Origin of the sequence: Paenibacillus tabacirhizosphaerae, from assembly GCF_040812395.1 — a bacterium.
Taxonomy (GTDB): Bacteria; Bacillota; Bacilli; order Paenibacillales; family NBRC-103111; genus Paenibacillus_E.
Genome location: NZ_JBFNXH010000015.1, coordinates 54,258 through 80,584, shown reverse-complemented (window position 1 = coordinate 80,584; position 26,327 = coordinate 54,258). Strand labels below are relative to the sequence as shown.

Below are 26,327 nucleotides of genomic sequence, written 5' to 3'. Positions count from 1 at the left end.
CAGTGTTACGATTCAAATTAGTAACATTGCCCCAGATAGGTACTTTCAAATAAAACCATTATTCTATACTTTTTAAAGATTCAATCATATGGATTCGGGACACTTTTCTCCGAAGTAATAAGTTAGAGAGAATGGTGAGCAAGAACGCAAAAACAACAGCTATCAACATGATAAACAAATTTAATTTATCTGGGATTTGTTGATGGCTACTAGACATTGCCTTTACAATAATTGTATACATATAGCCACTTAACGGTAAAGCTACAATGACCGCAAATGTGGTTAATATGATGTTTTCAAAAAATATAAGTCGGTTTATTTTATTTTTTTGATAGCCTAGCACCTTAAGTGTTGCAAGCTCGCGATTCCTTTCATAAATGTTAATGGAAGATATCGTATATATGGCGCCAAAGGAGAGTACGACGGCACAAATGATAAACATGATAAATATAACACTGTTTTGTTTCAAAATATATTGAGCTGATTTCTTTAGATCAGTCTTATCTGCAATGGTATCTACATGATGATCTTGTTCAAAGAAGTTACGAATGCTGATAAGATCTGTAGAGCTATTGGCTTCAACTAACAGCGAGGTTGGACTGTAGTCGATGTCAAAGCTCTTTAAATAAGCTGGCGTGCTATAAAACGATGGATTCGAATACTGTGAAGATATATTTAAAACCTTCATATCTACAGATTTATTTTTAAGCTCTGGTGCTATGAACTTGATTTTGACGATATCCCCTTCTACAATATGATATTTGTCGGCATACGATTTGGGTACCAGCAAACCATTATTTTCCAAAGACATCCTATTGTCATTTTCGTCAAAAAAATGAATGAGATTGTTTTCTTTTTCAGTAACAACTAAAGTGGCATTTTCTTTTTCATTAGTTTTTATGAATTCTACAGGAAAGGTGGATAAAAAGTAGCTATTTTTAATACCGGGGGGTAGTTTCAACGAATCCGAAGATGTTCCCAACTTGTAATCTACTCTTAAATCATAGGTATTCACATCTTCAATTTGGTTAGCTACTTTCATCAAGGCGGTTTGGGTACCCAAAGCAGTTATCAATAAAACAGTGCTTACAATAACGCCAACTGAGCTCGCTAAAGCTTTTTGTTTATTTAGAAATATATTTCTCAAAATGAGTTTGTAACTGTAGGAAAGTTGACTCCACATACCCGGAATTCTTTCTATGAGCAGTTTTTTCATCGTCTTTGGCGGTTTAGGACGCATAGCCTGAGAAGCACGTTCCTTCAATATAGTTCTACCACTTAAGTAACAGGATAGGATCCCAAAAGCACTAGAGAAAATGATGGGAGGAAGGATCGAGTAAAAAGAAATTGAGAATTGAATGCCTGGCAGCGAGTAGGCCCTCGCGCACGACGCAGTTATAATTGGGACAAATACAAAAGCGGCAATGACACAACCCAGGATTGAGCCTATTAAACCTACCAGCAGAGGGTATCCCATGTAATGAAGCATGATGGTTCTGTTTTTTACGCCCAAAGCCTTCATAATCCCCACTTGATTTCTTTGAGAATCTATAGTCATCGACATGGTAAGAAACAGGATAATAGCCGAAATCAAAAAGAGAACAAAAGGTATAACCTTACTCATCATGCCATTATTATATATCGTTTGAGTTATTTGAGAATAATTGAAAGACCTTTCTTTACTTACTTGGTCTAAATAAGAAAGTTGTTTGGATTGTGCTTCAATGGATTTGCCTAATTTGTCAATATCGTAACCTTCTTTAGCATCAATCATGATTTCATTATAGGAAAAGCCGCCTGCGATTTCAGGTATTGTCTCCTCGGCAATATAAGCTACTCCGTCAGTTTTATGGTCTTGTGTTCGGCTCTTTTTTGCATGTTCAACATTCTCACCTAATCCGCTAATTGCAAACGTAAAATCGCTTCCATTCGTACTTATACTGATTTTATCACCAACATGATTATCATGTTCTTTGGCATAATGGGAATCTAATAAGATCTCATCCTTTTTTGACGGAATACTGCCCTCAATCATAGTAAGCGTATTTATTTCATTATTTACGGGGATCGAATGAATTTTTACTGAAGCTTTATAAGCTTCAAAGACTTGCGTGGCATCAAAGGTATAACGCCCTTCTATTTTATTTATACCCTCAACTTCGCTTAAACCAGCCACATCACGTTTGGAAATTTGACTGTAATATACATTTAAGTCGCTTAAATTATGTTCCTGAAAGTAAACCTCCGTATAAGCGCTAAGCTTATCGCTATAAGTGATCAGCCCCTCATAGAGAAAAGCTCCTACTGAGATAACCAAAACTAAGGCAAAAAATTGCCCAATAGATTGTTTAATATCCCTTAATAATTTAAAAAATAATTTCATAATTACCACTCAATCCCTTCAACACTCTGCTTTTCCTCATTTATCGTAACGCTTTCTATCATCCCGCTTTTAACCTTAATAATTTTATCGGCCATAGGAGCAATTGCGGAATTATGTGTGACCAATACGACACACTTTTTCGTTTCCTTGTTCAAATCTTGAAGAAGCTTTAAGACGGACTTGCCTGTAACATAATCCAAAGCTCCGGTTGGTTCATCACAGAGTAAAAGTAACGGATTTTTGGCAACAGCTCGCGCGATAGCAACTCGTTGTTGTTCTCCTCCAGAGAGCTGGGAAGGGAAGTTTTGGATACGATCCTTTAATCCAACTTTATATAAAATGTCTTTAGCATCCAGATGGTCTTTACATACTTCAGTGGCAAATTCAACATTTTCCAGCGCGTTTAAATTCGGGATCAGGTTATAGAATTGAAATACAAAGCCAACGTTCTCACCCCGATATTGGGTTAATTTTTTTTCGTTCAATCTGGTTATTTCTTGATCACCAACAAACACTTGACCTGAGGTAGCCGTATCCATACCGCCAAGTATATTCAAAATCGTACTTTTGCCAGCACCGCTTGCACCCAAAATAACGACGAATTCTCCCTCCGATATGGAAAAATCAACCCCATTAAGAGCCTTGATTAACACTTCTCCTATTTTGTATTCTTTCGTTACTTTTTTGAATTCGATTAACGTTTTCAAATATTTCATCTCCTAGAATAGTATTTATTGAAGCTTGGTTTGACGCGATTTCCAGTTTTCCAGAGAGATGGAAATCGTCAATGCAATCAAGTTGATTATACGAAGGCAAAAAAAGGGAAACAACCAACTTCAGTCCCGCCTGCAGCTAGACCAAAGTCGGGCTCAATCACAGCAGCACTCCCTTTCCGTTGCGGAAAGGGAGCTTGGTCTGATACCGACGGACATCGCAACGGAGTAAAGGGCTGCCACGGGGCAGCCCTTCTGATGTCGAACTATCGATCTGTGCAGTGAAATGATGTACCCTCTTATCTATGGAACGGTTCTCCGCGGCGTCTGTATCCCCCGGCTGCGATCAATCTCAGAGAGCGGCATCGGGCTCAAACCCATTCCAGATGACCGTTTGCTCCACCGAGAAGCGGGAGGTAGGCCGAGCGGGTCTAGCTGCCTTGCCAATAGCAACGAGCAAGACCGGAACATAGCGCAGCGGGACATTGAACGCTTTGACGAAGGATTCGGCGTCGAAACCGACCATCGGGCCCGAGTCGAGCCCTTTCGCTTTCGCGGCGAGCATAAGCTGCATGGCGGCGAACGATGCGTTGCGAATCGCTTCGTCGCGTCGATAGGTGGAAGATGCGCCTGCGTAAGCATCTTCAATTTGAGTAATCATAGCCGGATAGGAAGAATAGCCAGCGTAGGCATCTTCAAGTCCTGCCTGGACAACGGGTCTGTACACCGCTTCGGCATTCCGATTCGCTTGCAGGTCACCAAGTATAGCAACGGTAATGGAAGCGTCGATCACTTGTTTTTGACCGTACGCGATAGGAAGCAACTTTTCTTTGGCTGCCGCCTTTGTAATGGCGACGAACTTCCAATGCTGAAGATTCCAAGACGACGGGGCGCTGCCCGCAATCTCCAGAAGCTCCTTGATTTCTTGTTCGCTAAGTTTGTGCGATGCATCAAAATGTCTGACGGAATGACGTTCACGGAATATAGTGGCAAAATCGGTTTGCGCAGTGGATGACATTTCACAATCGACTCCTTTGTTTCAATAATGTGCACTGACTCTTGCATGTATCGCCTCGTCAGTCTTTCCCACGGCTTGGAGGCGTTCGCAACTCCATATCGTTCGAAACGATATGATGAAGCTTCCTTTCCGTTAATTGAAATGATATGCCGATTTACAGTTCGGGACAATAGCATCTTTTCCAAAGTGTATCCATACAGTTGACCTAGAGAATATAATGTTTATAGGAAAGCGAGGAGAGCAGAATGAGCATATATTTGGATATTCTCTCCGATATGGAGCAAAAAATCAGCGAGGGGCAATTCGTCTCGGGTCAAAAGCTGCCATCCGTCCGTAATGCCGCTAAGCTGTACGGCTGCAGCGTCAATACGATTACACGGGCATACTCGGAATTAGAGAAACGGCACGCCATTTACCCGATTGCTCAAAGCGGCTACTTCGTGGTGGAAAAGCCGAGGGTCCAGCAGAACGCCACTCAGAGCAAGACGATCGATTTCGCCTCTACGTCGCCAGATCCTAGCGTGTTTCCTTATTTAGATTTTCAGCACTGCTTGAACAAAGCTTTAGACACTTACAAATATGATCTATTCACCTGCGGCGATTCGAAAGGGCTGGAAACTCTTCGCCATACACTCGTTTCCCATTTGGCCGGAGATCAAGTGTTTGCCAAAGCCGAACAGATCATCGTCATGTCTGGTGTCTCGCCGGCACTTGAAATATTGGCAAAAATGCCGTTTCCGAACGGGAATTCGGTCATTCTGGTAGAACAGCCGAGCTACGATATTTATTTGCGGGCACTTGAGGCAGAGGGTAGACCGATATGTGGAATCGCCCGTACCGCGACAGGCATTGATTTGCGGGAATTGGAGGAGAAATTCAGGCATGGCGGAATCAAGTTTTTCTACACCATGCCGAGGTTACACAATCCGCTCGGCACCTCGTACAGCGCGGACGAAAGGAAAATGATTGCTCGTTTGGCAAGTAAATATGACGTATACGTCGTGGAGGACGATTATATGGCCGATTTAGGCGAAGAACCGGGTCTCGACCCCATTTACGCCTATAATGGTGCGTCGCACGTCGTTTATTTGAAAAGCTTCTCGAAAACCATCTTTCCGGGACTCAGGCTCGGTGCAGCCGTTTTGCCGGAAAAGCTGCTGGGGACGTTCTGTGAATACAAAAGATATGCGGACACCTCACTGCTGTCCCAGGCAGCCCTTGAAGTGTATATCAAAAACGGTATGTACGAGCGGCACAAACGCAAAATATGCAGCCAATATGCAGAACGAATTCGCACTCTGAACGAGGCGGTTCGGCGGCATAATGATGCAGGATTAGTCGAAATATCGGATGTCCGCACTGGAGTGTTCGTTCAGTTCAAGCTGCCGCATAAGGTCAATCTTGAACGCCTAATAGAGCGGCTCGCGGCGAAGGATATTAATACCGTCTCCGGCAAACGATTTTATTTAGCGGATTATATGGAGCGGGAGAAGTTTTTGCGGATTAGCATCTCGCGAGCGCAGCTGGGGCAGATCGAGGAAGGGGTTTGGCAGATCATTGAAGAAGTGAAACGGGAAGTCAAGTCCCCGTCTTAATGGCGGAAAGCGTCGCCGCAAGCGTCACGAGTACTTCTGGAAAAAAAGTAACTTATTGTGAGGAAACATTATATGTGAGTCAAATAAAAAATGAAAAAACCCGTTTAAAGCCTTCTCACAGGCTAAAAACGGATTTTTTGCGCTCTGAATAGCCTTTAAATTGTTCGTAAAGACTTTTTCAGTGGCCTCGCTGTGCCTCAGGTTTTTGTCTAAACCCATACGTCTTACATGGGAAAGGAATTGGGTGTGGGGTTCCAACCGCTATCGCTTTTCTACCCCCACCCATTCCCTTCTGTTCTACTTTTTGCTGCCTTCTTCCTCTCTTTTCCCTAACCTGTCTCCCATCCGGTATTCCTATCCATGAACACCCCTGTAAGATTCCGGGTACATTTCGCCTCCGCAAGCTTCGCAAGAAAATCGAGGAGGTACTGCCGGACCGTCTATTCCCCAAGCACAGCGATATCGACGGAACTACGATGCCTTATTCCACGGTAGTGTCCCTTTTCTCCCCCTGAAGCGGAACTAGGGTGCGCTAAATGAGTGAAAACGTGATTACAACCCAGCATTTCCTGCTCATAACGCACGGTAGTTCCGCGAAACGTCCCTGCAACCGAAAATACCGCCTCATAACGCCCCCATGTTCCGCTCACCCATGCAAAACAGACAGATCTCTCGCAGAGCGAGGCGATACTGGGTGATCCAACGAGCTGGGGCACTGCTACACTGCTAGAAAGGGTATCCCTAACGCTTAGTTCTGTAAAGGATTTAAACATTCCTATCTGATGAAGAAAGGACAGGTCGAATGTAATCATTCGTCTGTCCTTTCTGAGTTATTTCCCTTTTTCCTTAAGGTAAGCTTGTCTGGCTTGCTTCCATTTCGCATTCCATTTGTCAAATTCAGTTTGGAGACTCTTTGATATTGCAAATTCTTGAATCATTTTGCCATCATAAAGACTAAATCCTGCCTTTTGTGAAATGGAACCGTAATCTTCGTCCAAGCTCACTGACTCCAAGAGTGTTGGTTTGTAGGACATGAATTCCTTCAACTGAGGGATTGAAGATTCTCTTGACTTGATGGTTTGCATAAACCCAGCATCATCAGCAAAGCTAGATTCCTCCAAGAGGTATTTAACCCATGCCTTGGCTGCAGGCAGATTCTTGCTGTTCTTATTGATCACATAATAATAGTCGGGGGACATGAGCGCAAATTGCTTTTCTCCCGTAATTGAAGGAAATGGAGCAAAACCCAAATCTTCCGCTTGAACTCCCGTCTCTTTCTTATCCAGGACCTGTGAGATAACCCAGCTCCCCATGTAATACATCCCTGCTTTTCCTGTAGCGATAGCCACTTTTGATTCCTCCCACCGATCTGTGAAGAGGTCAGGTTCCACGAACCCTTTTTCAATCAAATGATGAAGAACGCCATAACTTTTGCCTAATTCATTGTCTACCTGAAAAGGAGCATCCGTTTGTGACATAAATTGTAAACTTCCAGGATTAGCGTTAAGAACTGGCGAGAGCAATCCTCCCCATTGCTTTAACGTCCATCCAGAGGCATAATTGGCATATATCGGAATAATTCCCGCCTGTTTTAGTTTTTCGCTGGATTTGTACAATTCGTTCAATGACGTCGGTGGTTTTTCGATTCCTGCCTGTTTGAACGCTTTCTTGTTGTAAAGCAACCCTTCGACAGCTACGCCAGTCGTTATGGCATAATTTTTGCCTTCAAAATTATATTCATCTGCGAAATAGAGCTTATCCTTTAAACCCAGTTCGTCAAGCGGTTCGAAATATTCCGGTAAATTCTTTTTTTCGAAATTATTAGGAAGAATCAACACATCTTCATAGTTATTACTCAGGATCCTTACACGAATTTCCGTTTGATAATCTTTTAATGCAATTACCTTAACTTCCTTAACAGCTGGGTATTTCTTTTTAAACCCTTCCACATATTTATCGAAGAATTTTTTTTCCACCAGATCGTTACGGCTTGAAATAAAAGTGAGGGTTCCCTTGATTTCAGATGGATTTTCCTTGGTTACGGGTGTGTTATCGGAATGTACAGCGGATTGGCATCCTGTAATAGTCAGGGTACTTGCCAATACCACTATAGCTAGGGATCGCAATTTAAAACGCATAAAGTTCACTCGTATGCCTCCTGTCTTTTGTTGCCCTGTGGTCTCATATACGGAAAGAGGACAAGGATTTCTGTAATTCATTGGATAGTGTATTCAGCTCTACGGAGAGATCCACTAGTCTCTGGCTCATATCCAGCTGAGAACTGCTGACCGAAGCGACTTGTTCAGCAGAAGCCGACGTTTCTTCAGATACCGCACTAACACTGGTGATAGTATCATTTAAAGACTTCTGAGCATTATTAAGTTCGTTGACAGAATGAGCAACACCATTTGACCTCTGGATGAACTCCCCCATTTGTTCACGTACCTGTAAAAGAATCGAATTTGTTTGTTTGGCCGCCTCTGCTTGTGATTGATACAGCGGATAGGCTTCCGTTAAAGTACCTACGGTACTAGTAATTTCTTCCTGAATTTGTCGGGTGATTGCACCGACTACTTCGATGGAATCCTTGGACTGCTCCGCTAATTTACGGACTTCACCAGCAACGACCATAAATCCCTGTCCTGATGCACCGGCGCGTGCCGCCTCTATCGTCGCATTCAAAGACAGGATGTTGGTCTGTTGTGTCAGACGCGTCATGACCTGCAATATATTGTGGATAGATGAGGTACTCTCTTTCAACTTGCTTACCTTTTCCATCATATCTCGGGTAATCGATTCGGTGGACTTCGTTTTCTCCATCAAATCTTCCATGTAAATCGTCCCTTGTTCACTACTCAGGTTGGCCTCCTTGGCGGAACGATTCATCTCCGTATTCGATTCGACCACTTTTCCCATTTGCTGGTCAATAACCACTGTCATTTCACTGCCTTTTTCGGCCTCTAATGCTAGTGATGACGCACCATGAGCGATATGTTCCGTTGCTCCGGATATTTCCCCGGCCGATATAGCCGCTTGATTAGATGCTTCGGTTAGCCTTAATGCAGTTGTCATAACTCGATTCGCAGCCTCATCTGTTTGCTTAACTAGAGACAATATACTTTCCATCATTTGATTAAAACTTAACCCCAGCTCACCTATTTCATCCTGAGATCGCACGGATACACGAACAGCCAAATTTCCTTTTGCTCCTTCATTTAACATGTTCTTGAGCTGAATCAAAGGAGTAGCAAACATTCTGGCCATAATCGCCCCCAGAATTATGGCAATCAGGGCCGAGAGGGCAAGTGCAATATAGATCACAGTAAGTATTTTCTCTGCCCGCTTTAATAAATCTTTAGTGAGCACTTCCCCGACCAGATACCACCCAGTTACTTGGGATTGGTCATAGAGCGCGAGCCTTTCCAGCCCATCGTTTCCATTCATGGTAAAGGAACCGCTTGTTAGTTCTTTGCTGGATGCGGGGATTACGAAGTCTGTAGAGGTCCCTATCTGGTTGGCTTCCCCCGAATAAATAATCTTCCTGGATACAGGATCCAGCATAAAGATGTCATTCCCTTCTTTTACTGAAGAAGTAATGAGTTTCATACCCGTTAACTGGGTAGATAATGATTGAACATCGATCTCAACAAGCAGGATGGCAATAGGACCGTTGTAATCGCGCAGAACACGGATTTGTCCAAAGCTTGACTTGCCTGCATAGTAAGGTTCTTTAGAAGGAGGAAGCCATATATCTTCTCCCTTAGTTTTAACCGCATTATCAAACCATGCTGGTTTGGTAATCGTTTCAAAGTTCTTCAGGTAAGTAGAGGAAATCATGGAGCCATCTAGACTGAATAAGGACACCGAGTTCACATAGTCTACGGAAGTCAAGGTATTGTACAAATATGTCGTTACCTTCTTCTGCTGTTCCATCTGCTCGTAGGTCTGATTGGTTGTTCCGATAAATGTTCTAAGATCTTTTAAAAAGGATTCATCCGAAATAAACTGAAGGGAATAGTCCTTATAACTTCGAAAAATCAAGTCGAGATTTTTACGAGATTGAATAATTGTCTGCTCTGTAGAAGAAGATACTTCCGCAAGGATAGATTCCTTGGATGTGCGGAAAGACTGCCAGCCCACGACACTAACAATAACGAAAACACTAACGAAAAAAAATAGAAAAAGCTTCATGCCAATACTCTTACTAGGGTTAAATCGCATGCCTGTTAGTAATGATGACTGATCCCAAGTTTTTCTTCTCATGGTGTGCACTATGTCCCCTCTGTTTTGAATATGCATCTACCTATTCATCGGCAGCATCAACGTTTTTTGTTAGTATAATTTTTATTATTAATGCTAACTGTTATTAATTTCAGGTTCCTTGTCTACACCCATACGTCCAGGCATGGGGAGGAATTGGGTATGATTCCAACTGCTGTTAAAATCGTGTTCCTTGCATGCGTGGTGTGAACACGACTTTAAAGGCGGACGCTATTGCTTTTCCACCCCATACCCATACCCATACCCATTCCATTCTCTGTGCTACTTTGTGCTGCCTTAATCTCTTTTAACTAACCGATCCTCGATTCGGTTTTCCTATCCATGAATGCTTTTGTAAGATCCCGGGTACATTTCGCCTCCACAAGCTTCGCATGAAAACGGAGGAGGTACTGCCGGATCGCCTATTTTCCATGCACAGCGATATCGGCGGAACTACGATGCCTTATTCCACGGTAATGTCCCTTTTCTCACCCTGAAGGGGAACTAGGGTGCGTTAAATGAGCCAAAATGTGCCTACAACCCAGCAATTCCTGCTCATAACGTACTGTAGTTCCGCGAAACACCCCTTCAGGCCGATATGACTAGCCATAACGCACCATAGTTCCGCTAGCCCGCTCATGATAACGTATTCAAAGAATCCAATGGTTCGGTGAACCGCTTACAGCACCATCTCTCCAAACCAAGCTTGCTCCCCTTAAAACAACATATAAATTCTATAACCTAAAAAAGAGGCTTCCACCATTTCTCACCGTTTCGCTTTATAAAACTCGTGATACCGTTAGTTTCATGAGCTGCATTTTCCAAAGTGAGACGAGCTGCATTCATATCCAGTGTGGTCGGGACATGAATTCCCTCGAGAATCCCGTCTTCACTATACATCGAATCCCCGGCAATTAAGAATAATATTCATGAGTTGTAAGTTCTTGCTTTTACTTCCTAGGGCACCGCGGAAAATACATGCAGTAGCAAAACTGGATCTCATTCATTCATCGACCAAATCTAAAGGGATGAAATCCTGCGAATCATCGAGCTTGCATGAGAAAATCAAATTATACCGAAAGGAGTTTAATGGTATAATTAACTCTAGATAATCTAAATTACATAGTGAGGCGGTAATTATAATGGAAACAGGCAATCAAACAATAACGGTAGAAACCACGGTACATGCACCAGCTGAAAAAGTGTGGGAATATTGGACAGAGCCACAGCATATAACGAAATGGTCTTTTGCCTCTGATGACTGGCATGCACCGAATGCCGAAAATGATTTAAGGGTTGGCGGAAAATTTCTTACAAGATTGGAAGCAAAGGATGGAAGCTTTGGATTTGATCTTGGTGGCGTTTATGATGAAGTGAGGATAAATGAATTTATTTCTTACACTTTGGGAGATGGAAGAAAAGTTGCGATCACTTTTATTAGCCAAGAAAACGACACTAAGGTAATTGAAACTTTTGATGCGGAAACCACCAATTCCATTGAGATGCAAAAAGCAGGCTGGCAGGCGTTTCTAGACAATTTCAAAAAATATAGTGAAATTTCTAAGTAAGAGTGGCATAAAGTGAATCGGGCATTTCAACGTACTCTCGCTAAAACTCGCACCTGATCTTTTCTATAGAAACGAAAAAGAGACAGCTGTTTGATCTGTCTCTTTTTCGTTTCTATGTACGCGATTGTGATGGAGTTTACATCCAAACTAACTGAGGGTACGCTGGCTGAGAAACATGAGACATTTCTAGATATTCATTATCTGTTGGAGGGCGCAGAAACGATTGGCTGGGCCTTGGACGTTGGACAGGCGCCACCTGTAGAAGACTTTTTGAAGGAGCGGGATTATGCGCTTTATGACCAAGTGCACGGAGAACAGCGGTGTCAACTTACACCGGGCTCCTTCATGATTTTGTTTCCATCTGACATTCATTGCCCCGGTCTAAGCGTGCATGCGCCGGAACAAATTCGCAAAGTGGTTATTAAAATCAACAAGGCACTTTTCCTACTTTTTTTGCTCCTTATTGGGTTTTCTTTATACATTTGGTATCGTCTTCCTCCATTCTCCGGACTTTTAGGGAAGAATACTGCACTATCTTTATGTCCTCAATTTTTTATGTTATGTTAAGGGAAATAAGAAATGCTTATACAGACTCCAGATAAGACTGTTTTTGAGCGGAAAAGGAAAAGATTATGCTAGGCTTTGCTATATTGCTAGGTTTTAATTTCATAGGGTATATGATCCAAATGGGCTTTCACCTGCCGCTGCCTGGCAACGTGATCGGGCTCATATTATTTACAGCTGCTTTGTTCGCAAAGCTCGTTAAACTGGCATGGGTGGAAGAGGCGGCCTCACTGCTGACAAGGCATATGATGCTCTTTTTCATTCCCTATACGGTCGGTATTCTCTTGTTTCTACCCATTATAGGAGCGAATTTGGTAGCCATTTGCGGTGGAATCATCGGAGCGACAGCGGCCGTTCTTATCGTAACGGGGTGGATCTCCTCTAAGTTAGGCAAGGAAGGGGAGAAATATGGCGGATAATATGTTGCAGCACCCCATATTTGGACTATCTCTTTGTGTCCTGAGCTATGCTTTCGCCAATGTCATTTATCAGCGGTGGCGGTTTATGCATCCGCTTTTTGTATGTACCGGACTTATTATTCTGATTTTAATTCCTTTACGAATTCCTTATGAAGACTTTAAACAAGGGGCGGATGTGCTGACTCTCTTGCTCGGGCCGGCAACTGTCGCATTAGGTGTCCCGCTTTATAAATACAGAGACTTAATCCGTTCAAATTTAAAGCGGGTTATGGTTAGCGTATTAGCAGGATCAATGACTGGCATAGTTTCGAGTGCAGCTATTGTGGGACTTTTAGGCGGAAGTCAGTCAATTATTCTCAGTATGCTGCCAAAGTCAGTTAGCTCGCCTATCTCGATCGAAATCGCTACGCGATTAGGGGCGATACCTGAGCTGACGGCGGTTCTCACAACAATGACGGGCTTGTTTGGCAGTATGTTTGGCACACGGCTTTTGAACTGGCTGAAGATTACGGACGACATCTCCATCGGGATTGCTTTAGGAACGGCAGCACATGGCATTGGGACGGCTAAAGTCGTCAAAGATTCCGAACAGCAAGGCGGCTTTGCCGGATTGTCTATGGCGCTCTGCGGCATCATGACATCCATTTTATTTATACCCATCTATATTTGGCTAAAATAGAACCGAACTGAATAAAAAAATCCTGCTTGGCCTCAGGCCAAGCAGGATTTTTTTTATTTCCTATTACGGAATGACTACCGCACTGTTGCTGCCATCTTCATAAAGCGTATGACTGAAAGATGCTGAGGCAGATTGGACATCCAACCAGAACCAGTCCTTTTGATCAACATCTTTCCACACTTTTTTACTAAGATTAGGCGTAGGGCGTTTCAAAAGCGTATTAATCACTTTTACCGCTTCTGCGCGTGTCAGCTGTTGATCCGGCCGGAATGAACCGTCCTCATAACCAGACATTAATCCGGCAGCCTTAGCCGCCTGAATGTATCCAGCAGCCCAGTGGCCCTGGGTGTCTGTGAAGCCCTTACCATCAGCTGCCACACCAAGCTTATTGATTCTTACAATAATCGTAGCAAGCTCAGCTCTCGTAATCCTAGCGTCTGGCTTAAATGATCCGTCCGGATAACCGCTAAGCAAGCCAGCGCCTTGCACCTGATGAATAGCATCGGCAGCCCAGTGATCATCGGTTACATCATTGAATTTTTGCAAATCGTTAGACGATTTAGGCAGGGTTATTGCTTTTACGAAAATTGCCGCTGCTTCTGAACGCGTGATCGGTTGATTAGGTTTGAACGTCCCATCTGGATAACCCTCTATCCATCTCTTGTACGTAACCGTATCGATTACTATCTTCTGAACCTCGATCAAACTGAAGGTACTGAATTTGGTAATGACGATCTCAATACCGATCGGATTTCCTTTTGAATCGTATTTAATAATGCCTTTTAGCAGTTCCTTCTCTCCATCGCTATGCTCGATATATACGCCTAGGGAAGATAAGAACTCACTTCGTTTCTTTGGATCTGTTGGGATTTGAATCCCTTTTAAGGAGAAGCTCAGTCTCGTCTCTTGGTTCTTCAAATTCGATTCAATGGTCATCGGCAGCCCAAGAAGATCCACTTTCCCGCTTCCTGCAGCTTTTGTTACGATCTGTGCAGTCAACACCCGTTTCTCGGTTTCCTGCTTCGCAGCATCTGTTCGAATTGGAACAAAGCGGACGTACAGATCTTCGTTGGATTGCAGCGCTCCAGAGACTGTATTTCCAGGGAGTGTAATTTGGACATCGTTGGTTTCGATGCTCAGCGACATCCCGCTTCCACTCAAATCCTGTAAGATGTTCATCGGGAAAATGACGTTAAACTCGTCGCTTCCTTCTAGAAGTTCCGGAATTGCCAAGTTGAGCGTTTTCTGCTCGCTTCCCACGGCTCCCTCGGTTGCTTCTTTAAAGATATCGTGAGTAATAACAACCTTATCGGTAACCCTGCCATCTGTTGTCCGTTCCCGCTGCACGTCTAACTGCAAGGCTTTCCCACTACCGCCTATATACAGCTTAACTCGAACTTTAGCTGGATTTGAGGTTGGAGCTGAACCAGAATCCGAATGGGTTGACTGTTGTCCCCGAGTTATTTTGATGGTGTAAGGTGCTTGTGGAACTCCATAAATCGGAGTAACCGCGACCCGAATAGTGTTCTCACCTACTGCCAGATTAATTGGTGAACTTCCCTTGCCGTCCGGAACTTCCACGTCATTTATGAGAATCTTGGCTCTAGCGTCGTACACAGAAGCTGTTACTGTTGTTGAACTAACTTCGTAAGGAACGCTGCCGGTATAAAGCATTGTGCTTCCATTAAATAACGGTGATAGATTGACTCCGCTCACGGTCAGTTCTTTAAGTTCCGCACTGCCGGAACGCGTAATCTCTATTGTATATACCTGCGGAGCACCGCCAACTTTAGGGGTAACCACTACAGGAATCTTGTTCAGGCCGACAAGCAAATCAATCGGTGAACTGGCAATGCCTGTCGGTACATGTTTACCATTGATGAACAGCGTTGCATTGGAATCATATACAGACGCAGTCACCGTTGTGGAACTGACTTCGTAAGGAACCTTCCCAGCATAGCTTAATTCTTCTAGATTAAACGGAGGCGATAAGTTTACGCCGCTTACGATTAGTCCCTTAAGTTCCGCATTGCCGTTTCGGGTTATTGTTACCTTGTAATTCTTAGGCGTCCGGTCCTCAGCTATAACCGTAATATTTATATCATTTGTCCCTTCAGCTAATTGAATCGCTTCGCTCGGTACCCCACTCAGAATTGTGTTACCGTTAACTTGAAGAGTTGACTTAGGGTCATAAACAACAGCTGTAACATTCACACTATATACTGCATTCGTCACTGATGTTGCATAATCACCCTTTGTTATATCCTCCGTTAAATTCTTCGTGTATTTCCCCATATTGATAAGTAACTCTTTCAAGTCAGTATTGTTAGAAAGGCGAGTTACTGTCACCTTATAAACCTTCTTGGTCATACCATCTTCTGCCGTCACTACAATCAGTATTTCATTCGATCCGACGTTCAGGCCGACAGCCTCGCTCGCCGCTTTGCCGTTCACCGTAACGGTTGCCTTTGGATCTGCTCCAATCGGTGTCAACGTGATTGCTGTCACTTCATTGCCCACACTTGCTGTGTAGTTTGCAGTGTTAGGATCAACTTGTTCATTCAATGCTACTCCACCACTGAGTGTCAGCGCACCTAAGTTCGCATTGTTCGATGCCGCGCGCGTCACTGTCACTTTGTACGTCTTCGTTGTCGTTGTGTCTTCCGCCGTGACTACAACCGTAATTTCATTCGGTCCGACGTGCAAATTAATAGCTTCGCTTGCCGCTTTGCCGTTCACCGTAACGGTTGCCTTTGGATCTGCTCCTGCCGGTGTCAACGTGATTGCTGTCACTTCGTTACCCACGCTTGCTGTGTAGTTAAGCGTATTAGGATCAACTTGTTCATTCAGTGCTACTCCGCCACTGAGCGTCAGTGAACCTAAGCTTGCATTGTTCGACTTCATCCGCGTTACTGTCACCTTGTACGTCTTCGTTGTCGTTGTGTCTTCCGCTGTGACTACAACCGTAATTTCATTCGGTCCGACGTTCAAACTAACAGCCTCGCTTGCCGCTTTGCCGTTCACTGTAACGGTTGCCTTAGGATCTGCTCCAGTCGGTGTCAACGTAATTGCTGTCACTTCGTTGCCCACATTTGCTGTGTAATCAAGTGTATTAGGATCGACTTGCTCATTCAGTCCTACTCCACCACTGAGCGTCAACGTACCTAAGTTCGCATTGCTCGACGAAGCTCGCGTCACTGTCACCTTGTACGTTTTCGTTGTCGTTGTGTCTTCCGCCGTGACTACAACCGTAATTTCATTCGATCCGACGTTCAAACTAACAGCCTCACTTGCCGCTTTACCGTTCACCGTAACGGTTGCCTTTGGATCTGCTCCAGTCGGTGTCAACGTGATTGCTGTCACTTCATTACCCACGCTTGCTGTGTAGTTTGCAGTATTAGGATCAACTGGTTCATTCAATGCTACTCCGGCACTGAGCGTCAGTGTACCTAAGTTCGCATTGCTCGACGCCGCTCGCGTCACTGTCACCTTGTACGTCTTCGTTGTCGTTGTGTCTTCCGCCGTGACTACAACCGTAATTTCATTCAATCCGACCTTCAGGTCAACAGCCTCACTTGCTGCTTTGCCGTTCACCGTAACGGTTGCCTTTGGATCTGCTCCTGCCGGTGTCAACGTGAGTGCTGTCACTTCATTACCCACGCTCGCTGTGTAGTTAAGCGTATTAGGATCGACTTGTTCATTCAATGCTACTCCGCCACTGAGCGTCAGCGTACCTAAATTTGCATTGTTCGACTTCACCCGCATGACTTCTATTGTGTACGACAGCTTAGTTGTTGTATCCTCCGCTGTGACGTCAATCGTGACCAAGTTACTTCCCATACTCAGTGGTAAAGCCAATGGGTTGCCCGAAGTAGCTACATTTCCGTTCACTTTAATTATTGCCATACTATTTGATGCTGTTGGAGTCACATCTACAGTGGCTACACCACTACCGACAATGGCGGTATAATTTAATGTGCCAGATGCAAAAGTCGGCGCTAGCGTTCCAGCGCTTAACGTCAACGCTCCTAAATTCGCATTGCTTGATGCAGGCCGAGTAATTGTTACCGTGTAAGTCAGCTTTGTTAACCCATCCTCCGCTGTTATATCAAACTTAATCTGGTTACTTCCCACGATCAGCGGTACATTCACCGGATTGCCCGAAGTGGCCGCATTTCCGTTCACTTTAATTGTCGCTCTGCTATCTGTAGCAGTTGGTGTAACGCTTAATGAACTGATCACATTTGAAACATCCGCCGTATAAGCAAGTGTTCCAGGAGCAAATGTTTCTTTAAATGCTGCTTCTACTGGAGTAAGCTCTTTTAACGTGGCATCTTTGCTGAATACCGTCGTATCGTAAGAAGATGTATTGTTATTTAGCTCAAGCTCATCGCCGCTTGATACCTGAGCCGTACTTGTCACTGTATGCAGCGCATTCGCAGCGACATCAACCGTCACATCAATGACAGGATAGTCACTCTGAGCGCTCAAAATGTCCGATCTCGTACATGTCAGTGTTCCATTTGGGCATGTCCAACCGCTTCCCGCTAATTTCGTAGCTGTTAACCCTGTTGGCAGCGTCAAAGTAACTGTTACCGGCAAGGTGCCTTTTGTATTTAAAATGCTGTTATTTCGTACGGTCACCGAGTAGTGGGCACCTGTCTTGCCTTGTGAGAATGCGCCATTCGGAGCAATCGCAACCTGCATATCCGCTCCTTCCGGATTGATAGCCACGTTCCCTCCCGTGTTTCCAGTAATGGACGTATTCGTTAAGTTTGGCGCTTTATTTGCATTAACGAACATCCCGCCACCGCGTGCAGCTTTATTGCTTGTTATAGTTACATTCGTTAACGACACAGAACCGGCAAAAAAGTCGAGTACCACCCCGCCTCCGTCACCGTCAGCGATATTGTTGGCCAGTGTGGTATCGGTAATTGCAGCCGGTGTTCCCAGATACAAACCTCCAGCACGCCCTTCGGCTGCGTCAGTTTTACTAATTGCTTTATTTCCAGTTATGGTACTGGCGTTTATCGTAACTGTTCGCGCAGACTGTGATTCCGAAACGATCGCCACGCCCCCGCCAAGACCGTATGAGGTGTTGTTCTGTACCGTAAGATTTGACATCGCAAGGCTCATATCACCTTCCAAGTAAATGGCGCCACCTTGGGAGCCGTAACTTGCCGAGGCTGGGTCTCCAGCTATGTTATTGTTAAAAGCAACATCCGTCAGTTGGACCTTCCCCGCTGACGCCCCCGAAATGAACAAGCCGCCTCCGAACCCATTGCCTGAAGCGATATTTTTCTCAATAACGGAATGGCTGATCGTGAGCGTCTTGACTCCAACGTCTCCACCGATCCCGCCGCCGCCAAATCCGTTATAATCGGGCGCTTTACCATGACGAATGGTAAGTCCCTGAATAGTCACATCGTATCCAGTCCCATTTAATGCAGGATTAATTTCGAGTACCCTGCTCGTTGCCGCAGCTGCGCTGCCCACAGCAGCCTGAATGATGGTATTCGTTGGATCATTAGATTCTCCTATGAGCTTAACCTGATCCTTGATCTCTAACTGCTGTCCCGTTGTCAACGTATAAGTACTAGGAGGAATGTTTATCACATCTTCACCTGCGAGTACATTTGCTTCCATTAATGCCGCACGGACCGAGCATTGATTGCTAGCATCCGCACACAGGCCATCGCCGGGATTCTTATCTGCCGTATCCGTTGTCGTCGACACTGTAAAAGTAGCCGCATGTGCCGAACCGGCAAGTCCCAAACACGCGCCAAGTATAACTAATAGCCATAACAATAGAAATCGTGTGTTCCTATTAGTCAAAAAAGATAGCCTAACGCCTTCCCGTTCATCTATCACTTCCTCAAACTCCTCTCCATCTCATCGAACACCTAACTTATTCCAGACTTTAAGAACGAGGCGGAAACACACCCTGCATAGCAATGCAGAAATTAAATGCCAAATATGGCTGCATATTATTGTGCGGTTGATTACCGCCAGTTGGCACAATCGCGCCTGCCCCCATAACCACCGGCTTAGATGAAGGACTTGTTGTGTAAGCCATCCCTGCGCGACGCCCGCCCGTATCCTTCCAGATCTGGCCTACTGGCGACTCTTGCGTCCCTCCGGAAGTTCCATATAGCAGAGGATGCGAATGACTAGGCATTTCATTAGATACTAGAGTGACATTCTCCGAACCACCTGTCTGGCCAAGATCGTATTGAGACAACCCTTGACCTTGTCCCGCGTGCAGCGGAACCATGCCTTGCAAATCCGGAAGGGCGAAAGTGCTCTTCCCATCTCCCCCGTATGTAGTTCCCAATAATGAAAACAATGCCGTGTTTTGCGAGATGGGGAGAAGTTGGCCATTGCAAATGGCCCATCCTTTAGGTGTAAAATTAAAAGGGAATATGCATATTTCCCCAACAAATGGTGTTGTTGCCGTCATAGTTAATCTCCTTAATTTGGACTTGGGAATATACCATTCAAAGCAATAATAGCGATCAAACATAGATACGGCTGCATATTATTATGGGCTTGAGAGCCGCCCGTATTGTCAGTCACCAAATGAGTTTGGCTATTATCCGACACATACGTATATGAGCTTGTGGAAGTCACGCCGAATGTATTGCCTTGGGCCGCCTTAGATGCAGCGGAATTACCGCTCGCAGTAAGTGAATGCGAATGCCCCGGCAACTCACTAACGGTTAACGTATGCGCCTGCTTTCCGCTAGTTTCTCCCAAGGTATGTCCATTTCCAGAGCTGATAGGCACTTTCCCCTGCAAATTCGGCAGTCCAAAATTAACACGCCCATCTCCGCCATACGTGGTGCCGAGCAATGAAAATAAAGCTTGATTCTGGTTGATCGGTAAAAGTTGTCCGTTGCAAAGGGCATTCCCACCCGGAGCAAAGCCAAATGCGACCCACCGAACCTCAGATAAGAAAGGCTCGCTAGCATCTCCACCACTCTGACTAGGGAAGACTCCGAATAAACTAATCATATAGTTAATCGTCAAATACGGCTGTATGTTGTTATGAGGCTGACTTAATCCAGAGAATCCCACTGCAGATCCGGCTAGCATGGTACCTTTCGTCCCTACCGTATCCGTAAATTGATTCAAAGTCGATCTCGCTAATACGGTTCCCTCAGGACTGTTCGTACTGCCGAATTTAGAGGATACGCCGGCAGCATGAGCATGAGCTGGCATTTGTTGAACAGTTAATGTAACACTTTCCGTTCCACCGGTTTCTGCAAGCGTAAACCCGTCTCCTTGATGAAGCGGGATCCGACTCCGTAAATCAGGCAAGGCAAACGTGGACTGACCATCTCCACCATAAGTTGTCCCTATCAAAGTAAATAACGCTTCATTCTCACTAATAGGCAAAAGTTGTCCGTCGCAAAGCGCCCATCCAGCCGGAGCAAAGTTACCTGCGAACATACGAACCTCTCCTATAAAAGGCTGCCCCATCATGTTTCCCTCCTAATAACTCTCTCATTTTACAATCCTTTATCGCTGCTGTTACCCCTATTAATCACAAACACGCAAACGAGAGACGATCTTTGAAAAAAGTCATCCCTCGGCTGCAACATAATTGTGTGTGTTTTCTTATACTTATATCTTATCCCTCTGATTCTAGCAAAAATTTATGAATAAATCATTCAAAATCAAAGATAATGTGTTATCTTTATTATAAAGATGTCTTTTTTCGGAGGAAATATAGAATGGAACTCAAAAAACCGTTATCTCGCCGCCATTTTTTGAAATATTTGGGAACGAGCGCCGCTTCATTAGCAGCCGCTTATTCGGGTTTAAGCTCCCTTAGCCAGAAGGCTAATGCTTCGGCCTCCAGTGTCAACGCTTACGAACAGTTGCCCGATACGTTTAACCCTACCCAACATACAGCAGCAGATGCGGATCAATTGCTTTTAGCCAGCGGATTTTCATATGACGTTGTAGCTTCATACGGCGATACGATTAATAAATCAGGGGATACACTGGGTTTCAACAACAGCTATACCTCTTTTTTTCCGATTCCAGGCTCTGGCTCGGAAGCTTTGTTGTGGGTCAATCACGAATCCGCCCAATACCCATGGATGCTGGATCACTCGATAGTTGTTGGCCCCGAGCAGCAGAAGCAGCTCCTTTACGAGCAAGGCGGTTCTGTCCTGCATCTGAAGAAAGATGCTTTCGGTAGTTGGAAGCTTGTATCCGACTCAACGATTGCCCGCCGCATCTCCGGATTAACGCCGATCGAGTTGACTGGCCCGGTTCGGGGTTCCAAAGCTGTTAATGGCGCAACGCTCGTTCAAGGGACGTTCGCGAACCGTGGTGGCGGGAAAACATTGTGGAACACCCAGCTCACTGGTGAAAATAGATTCGAAACAACGTGCCGCGATGCAGGTTTAGCGCCTTCCCATTACGGATGGATCGTCGAAATCGATCCTTTCGATAACAAGAGCAAAGCCGTTAAACATACAGCGCTAGGACGATTCCATCACGGAAGCGCAGCCATGACTGTAAGCGCCGATGACCGAGTCGTCGTCTATATGGGCGAAGACTCGCCTGACGGCTTCATTTATAAGTTCGTGAGCACGGACAAATTCTCTGAAGCAAATGGCAAGGGAAATGCTAAGCTGTTGAGCGAAGGCTCGCTCTTCGCCGCTGACTTAATTCGCGGCCGTTGGATCGAGTTATCCATTAATAACGTTAGGAAACAATTGAATCAACTTACTTATCAAGTACCGGAAAGCCTTTATAAATCCAAGGAAACGCTGCTCAAGCAGTTTCAGTCCCAGAGCGATGTCCTGACATCCGTCAGCGAAGCCGCACTGATTGTGGGCGCAACGCCTTGCGACCGTCCTGCGGAGCTTACCGTTCATCCGGTGACTAAAAATGTGTTCATCGCATGTATGCAGAACGAAAGCCGAGGTAACCTTCACGGACAAATCATCCGCTTGAAGGAAAGCGGAGGAGACACGTTTGTGTTCGAAACGTTCATTGCCGGCGGACGGCAAAGCGGATTCAGTTGCCCGGGCAGTTTGACCTTCGACAATAATGGCAATCTGTGGGTCGCTTCGGATATTTCGCCTGAGCGCTTGAACACGGGCGCGTGGGCGGAATTCAAGAACAACGGACTTTATCTTATTCATCCTACGGGCTCCGCCCAGAAAACCAAACAATACGCGTCTGCTCCAACGGAAGCGGCTTTAGGTGGCCTTTCCTATACCGATAATCAGGCTACCGTATTTGCAGCAGTTAACCATCCAGGAGCTACTGGCGCCGGAACGGCTGCTCCAACTAGCCAGTGGCAGCATCGCTTTGGAAAGAAAGATCCGCGTTCCGCCGTCGTCGTCATCACTCGTTCTTTATAATCATTTGTCACAACAAAAAAGGCCTAGCAAAAAGTATCCTACTTTTCGCTAGGCCTTTTTTCATTAGATCAAAGTGCGGGTTGAAGCGCAAGCTCTAACTCTGCTTGATTAGGATCTCTATCTGTTCGTCACCAAAGAAGGTACAGGTCATGGAGGAAGGACAAGAGTAAGCTTTGGAGAAAACGAGTACATACTTGTTAAAAAAGCGCTACATATGGCAGAACATGACGCTTACTACAGAAAAAGAGTGACTCCAATTGACCGCTAACTGCGGCTTAAAGTCACTCTTTTTGAAAATAATGCGACAATACCACTAACAACTCTAGATATTAATAAACATCACGTTGGTAACGCCCTTGCTCTTGCATATCATTTAGATAAGCTTCAGCTGTTTCGCGGGTCATCCTACCTTCTTTTTCAATGACATCAATAAGTGTGTTGTGGACATCTTTTGCCATGTTTTGCTTATCTCCACAAACGTAGAAGCATGCTCCATTTTCCAGCCATTCAAACAATTCTTTGCTGTTCTCAGTCATTTTATGTTGTACATATACTTTTTGCTCCGAATCACGAGAGAACGCAGTCTCTATTCTTGTCAATACCCCATCTTTTTGGTATTTTTCTAACTCGTTCTGATAAAGGAAATCCGTCTCTGAACGCTGGTCCCCAAAAAATAGCCATGATCTGCCTGCTGCTTTACTCACTGCACGTTCCTCGATAAAGGAACGGAAGGGTGCAATCCCAGTCCCTGGACCAACCATAATAATATCTTTATCTTGAGACTCCGGCAGATGAAAGTGTTTATTGAGTTGAACAAATACTGGAAGTGTATCCCCTTCTTGAAGGCGTTCTGAAACGTAAACAGAACAAACTCCCTTTCGTTCGCGTCCGTGAGCCGTATAGCGTACAGCGCCGATAGTTAGATGCACTTCCTCAGGATGCGCGGCAATGCTGCTTGCAATTGAATAGAGCCGTGGTGTCATTTTTCTTAAAAGAGCGACCATTTCCCCAGCCGAAGCTTTCCATGGTCCGAAATCGCGCAACATATCAAGCAAATCACGCCCATTGGTATATTCTTTCAGTTGATCTGCCTGTTCAGCTAACAAAAGGTTTTGCAGCTTTTCATTCTCTGTGAATGCCACTGCCTGCTGTAAAATCTTTTTCGACAGTAACGTAATTTCGAAGTAAGTGGTTAACGCTTCCTTCAATGGAAGTGTATCACCTTCCTTATTTATTGTTACTATCGATAATTCATCCCATTTCATTTCCCCAAGAATGGAAGTCACTAGTTCAGGATCATTTTGGGGAATAACACCGAGAGCATAGCCTGGGAGATAGGAAAGGCCAGATCCATGTAAAGATAACTCGATATGTCGGGTTTCTTTACTGGAACCTGCTCCATTTAAATTTACATTTTTGATAACTTTCGCTTGAAACGGATTTGTCCTTGAAAATGTTGTTGGCACCTTTTTGGCATCTGTAGTTTGCATGTTCTTCACCTCAAAAATAATATTTATTTAGAATAGCACATAAAGTAAAAGCAATATATGCTTTTTTGTTTTTTTCATTAAAAATTCTAATACGGCAATAGAAATATCTTAACATTTATTATTGAACAGATCATCACTTGAATCCAAACCGTGATGACATAGAGAAAAATGAATGCATGGGATGGGGCGAATCCGTTCAACCTTTCTCTCTACGGTTTATAGCGAATTCTTGGCCAGAATGACTTGGATCACATGCCCCATTCCGCTATGATATAGACCTTCGTCTCTCCTTTGTTCTCCGTAAAAAAAATGCGGCAACTCATAACCCTTAGTCCATGCCAGTACATCTACAGGATTATAGAGCATATCGACTGATTTTGGGCCGCCGGTTTGATAACGAATCTGTTCTTCCGAATAGACCTCCAACATGACAATGCCACCTTGTTTTACGACACCGAGCAATTTGTCAAGTACTTTCCTTTGATCTGCTTTTGGAAAGTGACCAAATATCATAATGGCACCATCATAAGACTCCGAAGGTACTGGATCATGCAGTAAATCCTTTAGCCCGGTTTCCACCTTCACTTGGTATCGTTCCGCCAGCATTTCTGTTTTCTTCAACCCATTCACCGCATAATCCCATGCCGTCACCTGATATCCCTGCCTTGCCAGAAATACCGCATTCCTGCCCTCTCCTTCCGCAAAAGCGACGATTCGCTTCCCTTTCAATCGGTGTGCTTGATCTTTGACAAAGGCATTTGGTTCCTCGCCATATATGTACTCGTTCGATCCAAATCGCTCATTCCACTGATCCATCAATTTTCTTCTCCTTAGGGCGGTCAATTAAACCACCATGTTATAAAATCTGCGCCCCCAGCAGCAGAAAGGGCTTTTCCAATGTGTGGAAAAGCCCCATTTGTTGTTCCGCTATAATTTATTTTGCAATTACGCCGCCATCAACAGGCAATTCGACACCCGTAATATAGGCAGAAGCATCAGATGCAAGGAACAGAACGGCCTGAGCAACTTCTCGTGCTTGTCCAATTCGGGGCAGCGCGGTTTGCGATAAGAACCATTCCCGCATTTGATCATTATTCACGAACTCAGCGCTCATCGGGGTTTCAATGAAACCAGGATGCACGGAATTAACGCGAATATTGTCCTTGCCGTAATCCACTGCAGCAGCCTTGCTCAGCATGCGAACAGCGCCTTTGGAAGCCGTATACGCCCCAGCGCCGCTGCTGCCAACTAGGCCCGCGATCGACGAAATGTTGACGATCGATCCGCCTTTATTTTGCTGCATATGCGGAACTACCTGCTTCATTCCAAGGAATACGCTCGATAAATTAATGCTCATGACACGATCCCATTGCTCGATGGAAGTATCCAGCATTCCTTGTGCAAAAGATATGCCTGCGTTGTTAACCAGCACATCGATTATATTGTATTTTGCAATAGTTCCTTCTACGACTCTTTTCCAATCTGCTTCGGATGCAACATTGTGTGCGAAAGCGATCGCCTCGCCGCCTGCTGCTTGAATTTCGCTCACAACAGCCTGTACAGCGGCTTCATTGATATCGGTCGCTACAACCTTAGCTCCCTCTTTGGCAAACAAAAGCGCTTCTTCACGCCCCATGCCGCTCCCTGCCCCGGTAATAATAGCTACTTTATTCGCCAATTGTGCCATGTTCTTATCTCCTTTGTTTCTGTATATGGTTAACGTCCGGCCCAGCTCATTGGGATGAACCCTGCTTGGAATTCAGATTAGTATTCGCTCCCGAATCATCCTTTAACCGTCTCAATTTCAATAATCTTGGAAGAAATAGCCTGGGTAAGCTCCTCAGCGGTCTTCGGCACGAAGGATTTCAAGATCGTATTGATCATTGGTCCCATCGCGCCTTTTGCTGTGATATCCAGATGGCCTGTCATTCTTGTGTGGGTGTCGTCGATGGCTTCCGCTTCAAAATAGCCTCCCCCAGTAAAATTATCGGAAATTCCCTTCAGATCGAACGTCACTTTGGTCGGTTCAATCCAATCCGTAATATCGATCTTTAATTTAACCGTCTTCTTCATAAAGCCAAGGTCTCCCTTAAAGGACCACGTCGATTGGCGATCATTCAGAATCTCATGCTCGATATATCCTGGGACCAACGGAGCCCATTTGTCCATATCGCTTACAAAACCCCATATGTTCTGAATGGAGACGGGAAGCTCCAACGTATGCGTGCCATTTGGCATGTGTCTCACCCTAC

18 protein-coding genes and 1 pseudogene are annotated in these 26,327 nt (G+C 44.8%); 6 read left to right on the top strand and 13 right to left on the bottom strand.

Annotated features, from left to right (window positions below):
* Positions 1-58: 58 nt before the first annotated feature.
* The 3 genes from ABRS97_RS21935 to ABRS97_RS21925 all read right to left on the bottom strand — a co-directional run bounded on the left by ABRS97_RS21935 (position 59) and on the right by ABRS97_RS21925 (position 4,114).
* On the bottom strand, positions 59-2,383 hold the full coding sequence (locus ABRS97_RS21935) for an ABC transporter permease (RefSeq protein ID WP_367817544.1): 2,325 nt from the start codon (positions 2,381-2,383) through the stop codon (positions 59-61).
* 2 nt (positions 2,384-2,385) lie between these two features.
* Positions 2,386-3,090, bottom strand: coding sequence for an ABC transporter ATP-binding protein (locus ABRS97_RS21930; RefSeq protein WP_367817542.1), 705 nt, complete (start codon positions 3,088-3,090; stop codon positions 2,386-2,388).
* A gap of 358 nt (positions 3,091-3,448) precedes the next feature.
* Complete coding sequence (locus tag ABRS97_RS21925) at positions 3,449-4,114, bottom strand: nitroreductase family protein (protein ID WP_367817540.1); 666 nt, start codon at positions 4,112-4,114, stop codon at positions 3,449-3,451.
* Positions 4,115-4,359: 245 nt separating this feature from the next.
* Between ABRS97_RS21925 and ABRS97_RS21920 the strand changes: the two genes are divergently transcribed.
* A complete protein-coding gene (locus ABRS97_RS21920) occupies positions 4,360-5,709 on the top strand; it encodes an aminotransferase-like domain-containing protein (protein WP_367817539.1) in 1,350 nt (449 codons plus the stop codon).
* An 830-nt stretch (positions 5,710-6,539) separates the two neighbouring features.
* Here ABRS97_RS21920 and ABRS97_RS21915 read toward each other — a convergent pair.
* From ABRS97_RS21915 to ABRS97_RS21905, 3 genes and pseudogenes are all read right to left on the bottom strand, one after another.
* The gene (locus ABRS97_RS21915; RefSeq protein WP_367817628.1) at positions 6,540-7,847 is read right to left on the bottom strand and encodes an ABC transporter substrate-binding protein; all 1,308 of its coding nucleotides are present in this window, start codon (positions 7,845-7,847) and stop codon (positions 6,540-6,542) included.
* A gap of 43 nt (positions 7,848-7,890) precedes the next feature.
* Positions 7,891-9,972, bottom strand: a complete 2,082-nt coding sequence (locus tag ABRS97_RS21910) for a methyl-accepting chemotaxis protein (protein ID WP_367817537.1) — start codon at positions 9,970-9,972, stop codon at positions 7,891-7,893.
* 816 nt (positions 9,973-10,788) lie between these two features.
* Positions 10,789-10,887, bottom strand: a pseudogene (locus ABRS97_RS21905) (MBL fold metallo-hydrolase); the annotation flags it as partial.
* Between the two features lie 224 nt (positions 10,888-11,111).
* Between ABRS97_RS21905 and ABRS97_RS21900 the strand changes: the two are divergent.
* The 4 genes from ABRS97_RS21900 to ABRS97_RS21885 all read left to right on the top strand — a co-directional run bounded on the left by ABRS97_RS21900 (position 11,112) and on the right by ABRS97_RS21885 (position 13,199).
* Complete coding sequence (locus ABRS97_RS21900) at positions 11,112-11,537, top strand: SRPBCC family protein (protein WP_367817536.1); 426 nt, start codon at positions 11,112-11,114, stop codon at positions 11,535-11,537.
* 114 nt (positions 11,538-11,651) lie between these two features.
* On the top strand, positions 11,652-12,104 hold the full coding sequence (locus tag ABRS97_RS21895) for a NanQ anomerase/TabA/YiaL family protein (RefSeq protein WP_367817626.1): 453 nt from the start codon (positions 11,652-11,654) through the stop codon (positions 12,102-12,104).
* Between the two features lie 65 nt (positions 12,105-12,169).
* Positions 12,170-12,520: a CidA/LrgA family protein gene (locus ABRS97_RS21890; RefSeq protein WP_367817534.1), complete on the top strand. Its 351-nt coding sequence runs from the start codon at positions 12,170-12,172 to the stop codon at positions 12,518-12,520.
* Positions 12,510-13,199 (top strand): LrgB family protein, encoded by a 690-nt coding sequence (locus ABRS97_RS21885; protein ID WP_367817533.1) that lies wholly within the window; start codon positions 12,510-12,512, stop codon positions 13,197-13,199. The genes ABRS97_RS21890 and ABRS97_RS21885 overlap by 11 nt, the downstream gene beginning before the upstream one ends.
* A gap of 63 nt (positions 13,200-13,262) precedes the next feature.
* Here the strand turns inward: ABRS97_RS21885 and ABRS97_RS21880 are convergent, their stop codons facing one another.
* Genes ABRS97_RS21880 through ABRS97_RS21870 form a run of 3 tightly spaced genes read right to left on the bottom strand, consistent with a single transcriptional unit; the run spans position 13,263 to position 20,684 of the window.
* Positions 13,263-19,070: a cadherin-like beta sandwich domain-containing protein gene (locus ABRS97_RS21880; RefSeq protein ID WP_367817532.1), complete on the bottom strand. Its 5,808-nt coding sequence runs from the start codon at positions 19,068-19,070 to the stop codon at positions 13,263-13,265.
* Between the two features lie 49 nt (positions 19,071-19,119).
* On the bottom strand, positions 19,120-19,659 hold the full coding sequence (locus ABRS97_RS21875; protein WP_367817530.1) for a phage tail protein: 540 nt from the start codon (positions 19,657-19,659) through the stop codon (positions 19,120-19,122).
* 11 nt (positions 19,660-19,670) lie between these two features.
* Entirely contained in the window at positions 19,671-20,684 is a 1,014-nt protein-coding gene (locus ABRS97_RS21870; RefSeq protein WP_367817528.1) for a phage tail protein, read from the bottom strand.
* Between the two features lie 251 nt (positions 20,685-20,935).
* Here ABRS97_RS21870 and ABRS97_RS21865 point away from each other — a divergent pair, with 251 nt between their 5' ends.
* A complete protein-coding gene (locus tag ABRS97_RS21865; protein ID WP_367817526.1) occupies positions 20,936-22,585 on the top strand; it encodes a PhoX family protein in 1,650 nt (549 codons plus the stop codon).
* 329 nt (positions 22,586-22,914) lie between these two features.
* Here ABRS97_RS21865 and ABRS97_RS21860 read toward each other — a convergent pair whose 3' ends face one another.
* From ABRS97_RS21860 to ABRS97_RS21845, 4 genes are all read right to left on the bottom strand, one after another.
* The gene (locus ABRS97_RS21860) at positions 22,915-24,075 is read right to left on the bottom strand and encodes a sulfite reductase subunit alpha (RefSeq protein ID WP_367817524.1); all 1,161 of its coding nucleotides are present in this window, start codon (positions 24,073-24,075) and stop codon (positions 22,915-22,917) included.
* A 216-nt stretch (positions 24,076-24,291) separates the two neighbouring features.
* Entirely contained in the window at positions 24,292-24,894 is a 603-nt protein-coding gene (locus ABRS97_RS21855) for a class I SAM-dependent methyltransferase (RefSeq protein WP_367817522.1), read from the bottom strand.
* A 115-nt stretch (positions 24,895-25,009) separates the two neighbouring features.
* A complete protein-coding gene (locus ABRS97_RS21850) occupies positions 25,010-25,762 on the bottom strand; it encodes an SDR family NAD(P)-dependent oxidoreductase (protein WP_367817520.1) in 753 nt (250 codons plus the stop codon).
* 95 nt (positions 25,763-25,857) lie between these two features.
* Positions 25,858-26,313, bottom strand: a complete 456-nt coding sequence (locus ABRS97_RS21845; protein WP_367817518.1) for an SRPBCC family protein — start codon at positions 26,311-26,313, stop codon at positions 25,858-25,860.
* Positions 26,314-26,327 lie beyond the last annotated feature (14 nt).